The sequence below is a fragment of the Acinetobacter sp. TAC-1 genome (assembly GCF_029025845.1).
Taxonomy (GTDB): Bacteria; Pseudomonadota; Gammaproteobacteria; order Pseudomonadales; family Moraxellaceae; genus Acinetobacter; species Acinetobacter guillouiae.
In genome coordinates, this window is record NZ_CP118892.1 from 1,080,007 (window position 1) to 1,092,965 (window position 12,959).

The following is a 12,959-nucleotide window of genomic DNA, read 5'->3' on the forward strand; positions in this document are numbered from 1 at the left end:
ATTATAAGCGTTGTGTTTTTTTTCACTGTTGCTTTTTCAGCATTTCTGTTGAAAAAATAAACATGAATAAAAGTTGTATATCAATGATGGTTGTTTAAAAGTAATAAAAATCAATGTTTTATATTTGAGTTTTGCCTATTTAAAGATTGGCATAGGCTTTGCGTAACGCAGTGTAAATGTATTTTACTGAGTGTGATATGAAACAGAACTTTCAATTAAAGCCACTGGTGATTGCGCTAGGGCTATTTGGGGCAATTTTTCCATGTGCTATTTTTGCTGAAGAAACCTCAGAGCAAGCCAAGGATTCTGATGGTGATGTAATTACCTTAGCTGATGTTGTGGTGACAGGAGCAAATAAAAAAACCACCATTCTCCCCAAGCGTAAAGTCACTTCGATTTATGGGACGGATAGTTCTGTATTAGATACCCCACGTGTCGTTTCACAAGTATCAGAACAACAGTTTCGTGAAGATGTTATTCGTAGTGCAGATGATTTGGTTAAGTATGCTCCAAGTATCACCAGAGGAGGTGGGCAAAATGCCAATTTCGCGCCACAGATACGAGGGCAAAACTCTGAAGTTTTTCAAGATAGCCAACGAATATACAGTACCCGACATCCGACCAATTTAAATGCCTATGAAGCTGCTGATATTGTTGCAGGACCAACAGGGGTAATTTTTGCACCGACCTCAGGTTCAGGGGGATATATTAATTATCTCACCAAAAAACCGAATTTTAATAAAGCTGAAACCACGATTTCGGGATCAGTGGGTTCAATTTATGCAGGGCAAGGTGCTGAGCCTAATTTCTCAGTCAGTATTGATCATACTGCACCTATTTCTAAAGAATTGGCATTTCGTGTCAGTGCAACAGCACAACGAACAGATGACTATTATGACAATGTAAAAAATAATTTTAATGCATTTTATGGTGCTTTGGCTTGGCGTCCAGATGACAGTCTACGGGTTGACTGGAATATCAGTTATGACGATTATTCAGATTTTAATGTGACGCATGGTTGGAACAGAGCGACACAACAATCCGTTGATCAAGGGCTTTACTATAAAGGCAGAGCGACCCCGATTATTCAAAACGGTTCAAACTTTTGGTCTCCAGTCTTTGAGTCTGGTGCAGCTCACTCTAAAGTGATTGGTTGGCAAACTCGGCAGAAGAATGACAAAAATCAATATATTGCTGTAGGTCCAGTACAGACTTCTCCTTTGCCAAGTTCTACTGCTGATCAAGCGGGTACAATTCGAGGTTGGGTTTATGATCCATCAATCGCAGGCAATGGCTTAGTCAAATTAGATGATGATGTTTCTGGTCGGAGCGAAGATAAAAACAGTGCAAAGCGCTTTAGTACACAATTTAAACTGGTCAAAGATATCAATGAAAATTGGTCTGTGGCCAATAGTACGCTATATCAAAAGAGTCGTGATTTGGGTGATTCTGTTGGGAGTTTCTTTACCGATTTGGACCATGAATTATTGGATAACCGCTTAGAGTTTTTAGGCGATCATGACGTTGAGCTATTGGGTGTCAAAATCAACAATAAAAGCAGTACAGGTGGCGCTTATCGGCATGAGAAATTTACCTCTCTCGCAGCAAACAATAGTTTTAATATCAATCCCTATGATTTAACCAATGATCCATCACAGAAAAACCCTGGAGATTTATTGGGGTTGGTCAATCATGGCGGTTCGACTGGAAGCTGGATTGGGCAGGCTGGTGTTCCACAGTATTCGCAGTATTTTGGCTATTTAAATCTACCTCGAATGTACCCTGTGGGTCATGGCTTATATGCTGAAAAAGGCGGTTTTCCTCCCAATGGAGGTGGTGCAGTTTATACAGGAACAGGCTTTTGGGACACTTACAGCGTATTTACACAGCAAAATTTTACCTTTAATGATGTTTTTGGGATTAATCTGGGAATTAACCACAGTTCTATAAAAGCAAAATTAGAGAATCCACTGGTTTTAGTCCCTACAGATGTCCGCTCAGATTCCAATAAATATAGTTTGCTCAGCTATCAAGCCAGTACCTTTATTAAACCTACTGAAAAAAGTACCCTATATTTTACTTATGATAAAAGTACAGCATTGAATACGGGTGTATTTGGTCCATTTTTAATTTGGGGCGCTGGAAATCAGCTAAATCCTTTGGCTTTTGACAGCCAAAGTGAATTAAAAGAAGTGGGAGTGAAATACGAGCCGATCACTGATCAACTTCTGTTAACGCTCAGTGGTTTTGAACAGAAGCGCGATTTATCACCTGATACCAATGGCAATATGGCGCGTTTTGAAATCAAAGGCCTTGAATCATCATTACGTTGGCAACTACAAAAAAATATCGCGATCGGGGCAAACTTAACCTATCTCAATGCTGAATATTCTTCCATTATTCCGGCTAGTTTTTCACCTTTTGGTTTCCATGCAGACAATGCGACGGTATGGGGCGATAGCAATGCTTTAAACCAACGCAAAGCAGGACGTTATGATGCAGCAGGCATTCCTAAATATTCTGCAAGTGCTTATGTGGACTATCAACACCAGTCAGGTTTTGGGCTAAACCTATCGGGCTGGTGGACAAGTAACTGGTATACCAATCTAAGTCAGACCGTAAAGGTACCCAATAATTATAATTTAGATTTGGGACTTTATTATCGTCAACCGCAGTGGACAGTGGGCTTAAATATTCTTAATTTGACCAATGAACGTAATTTCGTAAATGGTTTAGCTGGTGCAAATAGCGAGTTTTTACAGCCAATGCGTCCATTGACGATACAAGGACAATTTAGCTATAAATTCTAAATTAAACAGATTTTTATTTTTGATTGCATTAGCCATACTTTTGTATGGCTTTTTATAAATTTATTCTTAGTAGATATCATTAAAAATAAAAAACAGCAAAATGTTGAAATAACAACAATACGACAATTAAAAATGTCTATCTATCAGCAAAAATAAATAATTTTTTTATAATTTTTTATATAACACTTTGAAAATATTTAAATAAATGGAATGGCACAAAAGTTGCCAATAACAAGAATAGATTTATTTAAATGGAGTCAGCATGTTTAAGGTTACAAAAATTAGGCAGAGTATTTTAACTGCTATGTGGGGCGTAACGGCGAGTGTTTCAACACTGGCTATTGCAAATGAAGAGATCGAGACTACACCAGCACAACAAGCACAGGTTGAAAAAGCCAAAGATGTCAAAAAATTAAGTGATGTGATCGTCACTGCACAATATCGGGCGCAAAATATTCAAAAAGTTCCAACTGCAATTACTGCTGTTTCGGGTAAGGACTTGGCTGCGAAAGGCTCTACTTTTATTGGGGATGTTTTAACCTATACACCAAATGCTGCAGCTGAAAACCCAGATGGGGATAGTCGTCCACGTTGGTATATTCGTGGTCTAGGTACGGGAGATGTGGCTGCATCGACAGTATTTCCTGTTGGCGTGTATGCAGATGGGGTTTATTTAAATGCGCCAGTTGCAGGTGCAGGTGACTTGTTTGATTTAGAGCGTATAGAAGTTTTACGTGGTCCACAAGGTACGCTCTATGGGAAAAACACCACTGCGGGTGCAGTCAATTATATTTCTAAAAAGCCTAATTTTTCAGATAAACCCAATGGATATGCAACCATTGGTTTAGGGGATCATAACCTGCGAACATTTGAAGGTGCTGCAAACGGCAAAATTTCGGAAAATGTTGCGGTGCGCGGGGCTTTTTACTCTGAAGACCGTGACGGATATGCAAAGAATATTGCCAATGGTGAAGATTATGGCAACGTGGATAAAAAATCTTTTCGTTTCCAAGTGCTAGGCAAAATCAATGATGAATGGGATGCCTTGGTCAATCTACACAGCCAAACTTATAATGGTTTAGGCAGTAATGGTTCCTTAAGTGTGGGTAAATACTGGGGTATTTATGAAAGACCTAAAGGACGAGACACCAATTTAGATTTAGATGAAAACAATAAGATTCAGCATGATGGTGCGTCATTAACCTTAACTGGAGATTTGGGGAGCGGATATAGCTTTACTTCGATTACTGCCTTTGATAAGACCACACAAAAGTCGATTTCAGATGGTGATTACACCCCTTATGATGTCGCACGAAGCTATAGTGATAATGAGTGGCGTCAATATAGCCAAGAGTTCCGCATTGCTTCTGATGCTGAAAAACGCTTAAGCTGGATTGCAGGATTTCATTATTTCAATGAGGATTTAGATTCCACTGGAGTCAGTGCACGTGTCAATAAAACATTGCCAAATGGCGCTGCTTCTCAAACTGCGTCTACGCCAGCATTTAGAGATATAACCTATAACCAAGCCACTCAAAGCTTTGCACTTTTTGGTAACAGTACCTATAAATTTACAGATAAATTTAAAGTGACAGGTGGTTTACGTTGGACCAGTGAAGAAAAAGATATTGATCTCAATCTGACTCAGATCACAACGGGAGACTATACAAAAGGCAGCTGGTGGAAAAAAGATGGTTATAGCAATGCTGTTTATAACCCAACCCCAAATGCAAATGGGTCAACAAGTCGCAATAAAACTTGGAATGAGTTGACCTATGACATCACCCCAGAATATGAAATTAATCCTAATTTAAATACTTACTTTAGATTCGCACGCGGTTTCCGTTCAGGTGGATTTAACACAGGTTTATCCAGCAGTTTAACCCAACTTGCCGACGTGAATCCTGAATACTTAAATAGTTATGAACTCGGTTTAAAGTCTACGTTATTGGACGGAGATTTAATCGCAAATGCCAATATTTTTTATTATGACTATAAAGATATTCAAACCAATTTACTGGTTGCAACAGAGGGACAAGGTGGTGGGGTGACCTCTGTTCTCGCCAATGGACCAAAAGCTGAAGTTAAAGGTGCTGAATTAGAATTAGATTATTCAGTGACTGAAAATCTACGTTTACGTTTTGCTGGTGCTTATCTTGACAGCGAATATACCGATTTCGTCGATAAAAACCCGGTAACCAATGTAGTTAATGCAGATAATACAGGCAACAGTCTAGTCCGTTCGCCAAAATACACTGTCGGTCTGGGTGGAGAATATACTTTTAATCTCAATGATGGTGCTCGTGTTGTTGTAGGCACAGATGCCAGCTACCGTGACCGTGAGTTTTTCCTCGTAAACCGTCAAGATTATTCGGTAGATCCAATCTTAAGCCAAAAAGCATATACCTTATGGAATGCCAATGTTGGCTACCATAGCGCAAATAACAAATACCAAGTCAATGCTTACGTTAAAAACCTATTGAATGAAGAATATCAAGTACACGGCCGTCCAAATGGTCCCGCTGGACAATATGTTTTAACTTATGGAAACCCACGTCAAGTTGGTGTTTCTTTGACTGCTAAATTCTAAGTTATACGGAGAACATCATGGGAATTGAATTTTTTACCCGTCTACCACTGCATGGTGAAGCAGAGTACTTAGCAGGTGATCCACGCAATCGTGGTGATTGGTCACGTGTCGCGGGTGTAGACAATACTGGTGCAACATCGAATTACCAAGTTGGTGATGACTTTACCTATATCGACTATCTTAGCCAAGTGGCTCGTGCGGCTGAAATCAATGGTTTTGCAGGCGCACTGATGGTGAATGCACCTACAGGTGAAGAACCATGGACAGTGTGTTCCTTATTGGCAAGAGAAACCAAGCGGTTAAACTTTGTGACTGCATTCCAGCCTTATCATTTTAGTCCTTATAATGCAGTACAAAGTGCAGCAACGTATCAGCGTGCCACAGGGAATCGTTTGGTCTGGAATATTATCAACGGTGGCTCTGAGATTATTCAGCGCCAAGTTGGGGATGCTACTCCGCACGATGACCGTTATATCCGTGCGACTGAATTTTTAGATGTGGTGAAAGGGTATTGGTATAATGAATCATTCCATTACCAGGGCAAATATTATTCTGCTGAAGGTGGCGGTTTAAAATATCCTCTGAATAAAGCTGAACTACCGATCATTTGTACGGCAGGATCGTCTGAGGCTGCCCGTGAGTTTGGTGCGAAGCATGCTGATTATTATTTAATGCGTGCTGAAAAACCCAGTGAAATTGCTGAATTGATTGCAGATGTGCGCAAACGTGCTGCGAGATATGGGCGGGATAATATTAAATTCGGCTTATCCATTGATACGATTGCACGCCGTAGTGAACAAGAAGCGTTGGCAGAGGCACAACGTTATTTGGATGAAGCTGCTGAAAAACAACGCTTACATGCGTCTGCTGCACATGCAGGTTTGAGATCGGCACGTGTATTGAGTTTTGAAAAAGAATATAGTGAAAAAGCAGGCAGTAAAAACGTTGATGATTTCTTTATTCATCCCAATGTTTGGTCAGGCTTTGGCTATATTGGTATCCCACCAGGTGTTGCTTTAGTGGGAAGTTATTCGCAGATTATCGAGCGGATTCAAGAATATAACAGTATTGGGATTGATCTGTTTTTCTTGGCGGGCTATCCACATTTAGAAGAAGCTTATCGCCTTGGCGAACATGTTTTACCTTATTTTAAAAAACAGCGTCAGGCATTACAGCGTATTTCTGAAGAGGCAAAATATCGTATCGCCTAACTTCCATTGCAACATGTTAAAGCCAAGATTTTTAAACCAGTCTTGGCTTTTTTATACCAATAAAAAATACAAAGCGTGGCAGTGTAAACTTGATTTTCATACTCTTCTTTCTATGCAATGATCAAAGTTTGATGCCTGATAAAGCTTAACCACATTTAAAAATCATTCCGAAGCTTAATTTCGTAAGAGCTATACTGATTATAAGTAAATAAGTGAATAATAATGCTTACTTGCATTTTTTACACAGTTTCGTATATTTGATAGTTGTGCTTCATTTTATCAACAACAATAACCTGACAAACAAACATGACCATTGAGCAGGAAAAATGAAAGTAATTAATATCCATAAAAGAGAAATTCAGCAATCAAAGGCTGAAATTGCTAAGTTATTCAGGACTTTGTCAACAGATAATGATTTGATGTTAGCAACAGACAAATGGCCACCCATGAAGTTGGACAATGGATTAAGTATGGGTTCAAAAGGTGGGCATGGACCAATCAGATATTCTGTGGCAGATTATCAGCCCGAAAAATCAATCACTTTTCAGTTTGACTTAACAGGTTTTAATGGTTTTCACAGATTTAGCATCAATGAATTAGACCCCAACAAAACAGAAATTTCACATATTATTGATATGAAAACAACAGGTTTAGCGACTTTAAAATGGGCCTTAGCAATTCGTTGGTTGCACGATGCCTATATTGAAGACGCATTTGATAAAGTTGAGAATCATTTTACAGCTGACAAGAAAAATAGTGAGTGGAGCTTATGGGTTAAATTATTGCGAAAAATATTGAAACCTAAAAAGAAATAAAAACCAACTTCATATTGTCTAAGCCCCTTGCAACAGGTTAAAGCCAAGATTTTTAAACCAGTCTTGGCTTTTTATATCCATTTTTATCTTAATAAAAATACTGTGGGTTGTCGTTGAAGCTTTGAACAGAAAACCTGTAATGGTTTAAATCATGTAACGACATAAAGCCTCAACAATCCTATATAAAAAAATAAAGCTGTTTTCTTTCAATAATAAATCCTGATATTTGCGTATTTTTATTTTTTATAGATTTACATTTCTGCTATCAGAAAATCACCAAAAGCATTGACCTTAAAGTTAACTTTAACCTTAGTATAGAATGACGGTCCATACGAATCGTATCAAACATTGTAATTTACTGACATGAATGAGAACGGCAATAAGTTATTCAAAGTGTAAATCATACACAGGAGAAATTAACATGGCATATGTTACGACAAAAGATGGTGTTGATATTTTTTATAAAGATTGGGGACCGAAAGATGCCCCAGTATTATTTTTTCATCATGGATGGCCATTAAGCTCGGATGACTGGGATTCTCAGTTATTGTTCTTTTTAAATGAAGGTTTTCGTGTGGTTGCACATGATCGTCGCGGACATGGACGTTCAAGTCAGGTCTGGGATGGTCATGATATGGACCACTATGCCGATGATGTTGCAGAAGTGGTCAAACACTTGGGCATTAAAAACGCAGTACATATTGGTCACTCCACTGGTGGTGGTGAGGTTGTTCACTACATTGCACGTCATGGTGAGGAAAATGTATCCAAGGCCGTATTGGTCAGTGCTGTACCTCCAATTATGTTGAAAACGGAAAAAAATCCGCAAGGCTTAGCCAAAGAAGTCTTTGATGACTTACAGAATCAGCTTTTTAAAAATCGTGCTCAATTTTATCATGATCTACCTGCGGGACCGTTTTATGGTTTTAACCGACCAGATGCTCAGCCTTCAGAACCTGTCGTATTGAATTGGTGGCGACAGGGCATGATGGGTGGAGCAAAAGCGCATTATGATGGAATTGTTGCATTTTCACAGACTGACTTTACCGAAGATTTGAAAAAAATCTCAGTGCCTGTTTTAGTCATGCATGGGGATGATGATCAAATTGTACCTTATGAAAACTCAGGGGTACTTTCTGCCAAACTGGTTCAAAATGGCCGATTAAAAACCTATAAAGGTTATTCACACGGTATGTTAACTGTCAATGCCGATGTAATTAATCCAGATTTATTGGCGTTTATTCGCGAGTGAACAGTTGTCGTTTGATCTAAAACAGAATATCAATAGAGGCCTTGCGGCCTCTTTTTTTATTAAAGTATCAGGTGGTTATTATCTTATTATGATGTAAGCCTTTGAATAAAATTAGTTCTTAAAATAATAAAAATTAAATGCGAAAAAAGGATTGACATTAAAGTGAGCTTTAATCTTAAAGTAAGTCCATACTCGATGAGGCTATAAAAATGAACATCTTTGAAAAATTAGTTTTACCCAATGGTACTCAGATTCCAAATCGTATTGCAAAAGCTGCGATGGAAGAGAATATGGCAGATCTCAATCATGCACCATCAGAAGAGCTCATGCGTTTGTATCAGGCATGGGCAGATGGTGGTGTTGGTTTAATCATTACAGGTAATGTGATGGTGGATCGCCGTGCGATGACAGGACCGGGTGGGGTGGTCTTGGAAGATGAACAGCATTTAGCGCACTTCAAACGTTGGGCGAAAATCGCACGTTCTCAAGGCGCGCAAGCATGGTTGCAGATCAACCATCCGGGCCGCCAAATGCAGTCAAATTTAGGTCAGCCAACGTGGGCACCTTCTGCTGTGGCTTTAGATTTAGGTAAAATGTCAGATCGTTTTAATACTCCAATTGAAATGACTCAAGCCATGATTGACGAAGTGATTCAACGTTTTGCCAATACCGCACGTTTGGGTGAAAAGGCTGGATTTACTGGTGTAGAAATTCATGCAGCTCATGGCTATCTACTCAGTCAGTTCCTTTCACCTTTAAGCAACCGACGTCAAGATCAATGGGGCGGTTCATTGGAAAATCGTGCACGTATTTTGATTGAGATTGTCAAAGCAGTACGTGCAGTGGTGTCATCAACATTTACAGTTGCTGTTAAACTGAATTCGGCCGATTTTCAACGTGGTGGTTTTAGTGCTGAAGATGCGCAGCAAGTGGTTCAAATGTTAAATGATCTGTCAGTTGATTTGGTTGAATTGTCAGGTGGCAGTTATGAAGCACCTGCTATGCAAGGTCAAGCTAGAGATGGTCGGACTTTGGCGCGTGAAGCTTATTTCTTAGAGTTTGCTCAAGAGATTGGCAAGATTGCCCATATGCCGATTATGGTGACTGGTGGTATTCGCCGTAAACCCGTTGCAGAACAAGTCATTGACAGTGGGATCGATATGGTCGGAATTGCAACAGCCTTAGCAATTGACCCTAACTTACCCAACGAATGGAAACAAGGTCAGAATATCGCACCTGAATTGAAACCAATTCACTGGCAAAATAAAACCTTAGCTTCACTTGCCAATATGGCAACAGTCAAATTCCAGTTACAGAAACTTAGTCGTGGGAAAACACCGAATCCTAAGGTTTCACCTTTATGGGCCTTGATAGTACAACAGACAGAAACGACATGCCGCACACGTCAGTATAAAAAACATATGCGTGAGTATTCACATTCAGCTTAAGTACAGTGCGTTGTTCAGATGTTGGATGTGATTCGACAGACTGTACTGCGGCTCGAAGACGCTTTACTTGGTGCTTAGGTATGATCACCCATTAAAGTAATGATGAGAATACTGATCAATCTTTTTGCAGACTCCAAGGTTTGAACATCATAGATCACTTATCAATGACCTATGCACAATTCTGAGCTTAAAGTAAGATTTAAGCTCAATCGCTTTTACGATTTAGCGATAAGCTAAAGATGTCTAAACTTTATCATTGGCATAATAAAGATTCAGTAAACGGTTGGCGTTTTCTTCACAGGTGATTTCATCAGGCTTACTATTGATTGCAGTGATCATGCTGCGTAGGTTTTGCTTACTGATCAACAACTTTTGTTCTAGATCTTCAATATCTTTGATTTTACTTTCAAGTCGCCCAATCAGAATATTATGATCCCACTTACCTACATTTGACGGTAGAAAGGCTTTGATTTCAGCCAATGAAAATCCAACTTGTTGCGCTTGCTGAATTAGAAATAATTGTTTGAGGTCATTGTCACTATATTCACGATAACCATTAGATTTGCGTTTTGCCTTGGGAAGCAGTTTGATTTGTTCATAATAACGAATCGTTGGGGTACTTAAACCACTTAGCTTGGATAACTCGCTAATGTTCATTTTACTGGCTTCCGCTTGACATTAAAGTTAACTTTAGGCTTATAGTCGGGTAAAAGCAAGATGAAAAATAACGTTAAAGTTGAGGTCAATCAGGTTTAAACGAATATTGGGAGTCCTTTCGGTGGAAATTCTCCCATTGAATCAAAATCATTAAACATTTGTCGTGATGAATGATTTTTAAACTTAAAAAATATAAATTTAAATATCAAAAGTTTGCAATAAATTCATGCCATTTATTCGTTACTTGCTATGTTAACGATTAATTTCAAGTTGTTGTCCTTGACAATTTAAAAACAGCTGTTGTTGATGCCAAGCAAGTTGCCCCGAAACAATTGTGGTGCTGACCTCATAAGCAAATGTTTTATGCATAAATGGTGTCCAATTGCATTTCATATAGTTTTTTTGATCTTTCACTGCAATGTGTTGCTGATTTTCTCGAAGGATCACTAAATCAGCCCAGTAACCTTCTCGAATATAACCACGGTCTTTGATCCTAAATAGGTCTGCCACTTGATGTGCAGTTTTTTGAACCAATGTTTCAATACTCAGTTTACCTGCTGCAACCAGTTCCATCAGTGCAGGCAACGCATGTTGTACCAAAGGCAGGCCAGAAGGAGCATAAAAATATGACTGGTGTTTTTCATCCCAAGTATGTGGGGCGTGGTCAGTACCAATAATATCCAAGCGATTACTATTCGCAAGGGCATTAATCAAAGCATCTTTATCTTGCTGGGTTTTAATGGCGGGATTACATTTAATTAAGTGGCCCAAAGTAGCATAATCAGCATCATCAAAACTGAGATGATGGATACACACTTCTGCTGTGATATGTTTTAGATTTAAAGGCAGATTTTTAAACAAACAGAGCTCTTTCGCGGTGGTGATATGTAAAACATGCAACTGTGTGGCATATTTCTCGGCCAAAGATACAGCCAATTTTGAGCTTTCAAAGCAGACATGTTTATTTCTAATCTGCGCATGAATTTCTGCTGGAATATTTTCCCCATATTTTTGAAAATAGAAATTTTCTTCGGCTTTAATAGCAGGGGTAAACTCGCAATGAGTCAATAAAACCGTTGGAACATTTGCAAATAAGCGTTCCAAAACTTTAGGATCATCGACGAGCATATCACCCGTAGAAGCGCCCATAAAAACTTTAACACCGCTGATTGATTTGGGATCAAGCTGTTCAATAATATCTAAATTATGCGCACTAACTCCAAAATGAAAAGCATAATTGGCCCGACTATGTTGTTTTGCAATCTGCTTTTTCTGGGTCAAAGCGTCTAGAGTTAAGGTGGCTGGATTGGTGTTTGGCATATCCATATAGCTGGTGATTCCACCAATCGTTGCTGCCATTGATTCCGAAGCAATATTGCCTTTATGCGCTGCGCCGGGATCTCGAAAATGAACTTGGTCATCAATCATGCCAGGAATTAACCACGAACCTTCAGCATCTATATTTTTCGCATGATAAGCCCCTGTAATATTAGGATGAATCTTTTCAATCCGTCCATGTCGAATCAGTACATCTGCATAATACTGCTTGCCTTCATTGACAATATTGGCATTACGAATAATAAGATTGGGCGAATTTTTAAAACTCATTGTGCAATGCCTTATAGCCTTGAACCAGTTTGATATTGGTACTGACAACGCTTTCTGAAAACTCACTGATTGAAATATCAATGGGTGGAAATTGCTTTAAATCGGTTTTGGGATTGATATAACTCATTGCAGGTACATAAAAATGATCGGGTAAATCACGCCCATCAACCACTGCATTGTGACGAATCGCGCTGTGATGACCCACTGTGCAATTAAATAACACACTGTTAAAGCCTACAAAAACATGATGTCCAATTTCACAGGGACCATGAATAATAGAGCGATGCGCGATTGAAGAATTTTCACCAATGATCACTGCTGCCCCCGCTTTGGAATGAATCACCACTCCATCTTGAATATTGGAATTTGCACCAATAATGATGGGTTCCATATCACCCGCGTCATTGGTTTCATCTGCTCTGATCACTGCATAAGGTCCAATAAATACATTGGCATGGATAATGACTTTTCCGCAAATAATCGCTGTTTGGTCAACATAGGCTGATTGATCGATAACAGGGAGATCACCAGATGGGTTTTTTCTAAGCATGACTAGACCATTTTAAAT

9 protein-coding genes are annotated in these 12,959 nt (G+C 39.1%); 6 read left to right on the plus strand and 3 right to left on the minus strand.

What is annotated here, in order from left to right; translation table 11 throughout:
• Positions 1-197 precede the first annotated feature (197 nt).
• From PYV58_RS04970 to PYV58_RS04995, 6 genes are all read left to right on the plus strand, one after another.
• Positions 198-2,810: a TonB-dependent receptor plug domain-containing protein gene (locus PYV58_RS04970; protein WP_034610873.1), complete on the plus strand. Its 2,613-nt coding sequence runs from the start codon at positions 198-200 to the stop codon at positions 2,808-2,810.
• 262 nt (positions 2,811-3,072) lie between these two features.
• A complete protein-coding gene (locus tag PYV58_RS04975) occupies positions 3,073-5,400 on the plus strand; it encodes a TonB-dependent receptor (protein WP_034610702.1) in 2,328 nt (775 codons plus the stop codon).
• A gap of 17 nt (positions 5,401-5,417) precedes the next feature.
• Positions 5,418-6,611, plus strand: a complete 1,194-nt coding sequence (locus tag PYV58_RS04980) for an LLM class flavin-dependent oxidoreductase (protein WP_034610706.1) — start codon at positions 5,418-5,420, stop codon at positions 6,609-6,611.
• A gap of 326 nt (positions 6,612-6,937) precedes the next feature.
• Positions 6,938-7,426, plus strand: a complete 489-nt coding sequence (locus PYV58_RS04985) for a hypothetical protein (RefSeq protein WP_034610708.1) — start codon at positions 6,938-6,940, stop codon at positions 7,424-7,426.
• Between the two features lie 421 nt (positions 7,427-7,847).
• Positions 7,848-8,678: an alpha/beta hydrolase gene (locus tag PYV58_RS04990; protein WP_004717468.1), complete on the plus strand. Its 831-nt coding sequence runs from the start codon at positions 7,848-7,850 to the stop codon at positions 8,676-8,678.
• 209 nt (positions 8,679-8,887) lie between these two features.
• Complete coding sequence (locus PYV58_RS04995) at positions 8,888-10,126, plus strand: NADH:flavin oxidoreductase/NADH oxidase family protein (RefSeq protein ID WP_034610709.1); 1,239 nt, start codon at positions 8,888-8,890, stop codon at positions 10,124-10,126.
• Positions 10,127-10,369: 243 nt separating this feature from the next.
• Here the strand turns inward: PYV58_RS04995 and PYV58_RS05000 are convergent, their stop codons facing one another.
• The 3 genes from PYV58_RS05000 to PYV58_RS05010 form a co-directional block, all read right to left on the minus strand.
• On the minus strand, positions 10,370-10,783 hold the full coding sequence (locus PYV58_RS05000) for a MerR family transcriptional regulator (RefSeq protein ID WP_034610712.1): 414 nt from the start codon (positions 10,781-10,783) through the stop codon (positions 10,370-10,372).
• A gap of 252 nt (positions 10,784-11,035) precedes the next feature.
• The gene (locus PYV58_RS05005) at positions 11,036-12,391 is read right to left on the minus strand and encodes a dihydroorotase (RefSeq protein ID WP_034610714.1); all 1,356 of its coding nucleotides are present in this window, start codon (positions 12,389-12,391) and stop codon (positions 11,036-11,038) included.
• Positions 12,381-12,941 (minus strand): hypothetical protein, encoded by a 561-nt coding sequence (locus tag PYV58_RS05010; protein WP_004717461.1) that lies wholly within the window; start codon positions 12,939-12,941, stop codon positions 12,381-12,383. Before PYV58_RS05010 ends, PYV58_RS05005 begins: the two co-directional genes overlap by 11 nt.
• Positions 12,942-12,959 lie beyond the last annotated feature (18 nt).

Coding starts and splice junctions, on each gene's coding strand:
- PYV58_RS04970 (WP_034610873.1), top strand. CDS start 198: ATGAAACAGAACTTTCAATTAAAGCCACTGGTGATTGCGCTAGGGCTA.
- PYV58_RS04975 (WP_034610702.1), top strand. CDS start 3,073: ATGTTTAAGGTTACAAAAATTAGGCAGAGTATTTTAACTGCTATGTGG.
- PYV58_RS04980 (WP_034610706.1), top strand. CDS start 5,418: ATGGGAATTGAATTTTTTACCCGTCTACCACTGCATGGTGAAGCAGAG.
- PYV58_RS04985 (WP_034610708.1), top strand. CDS start 6,938: ATGAAAGTAATTAATATCCATAAAAGAGAAATTCAGCAATCAAAGGCT.
- PYV58_RS04990 (WP_004717468.1), top strand. CDS start 7,848: ATGGCATATGTTACGACAAAAGATGGTGTTGATATTTTTTATAAAGAT.
- PYV58_RS04995 (WP_034610709.1), top strand. CDS start 8,888: ATGAACATCTTTGAAAAATTAGTTTTACCCAATGGTACTCAGATTCCA.
- PYV58_RS05000 (WP_034610712.1), bottom strand. CDS start 10,783: ATGAACATTAGCGAGTTATCCAAGCTAAGTGGTTTAAGTACCCCAACG.
- PYV58_RS05005 (WP_034610714.1), bottom strand. CDS start 12,391: ATGAGTTTTAAAAATTCGCCCAATCTTATTATTCGTAATGCCAATATT.
- PYV58_RS05010 (WP_004717461.1), bottom strand. CDS start 12,941: ATGCTTAGAAAAAACCCATCTGGTGATCTCCCTGTTATCGATCAATCA.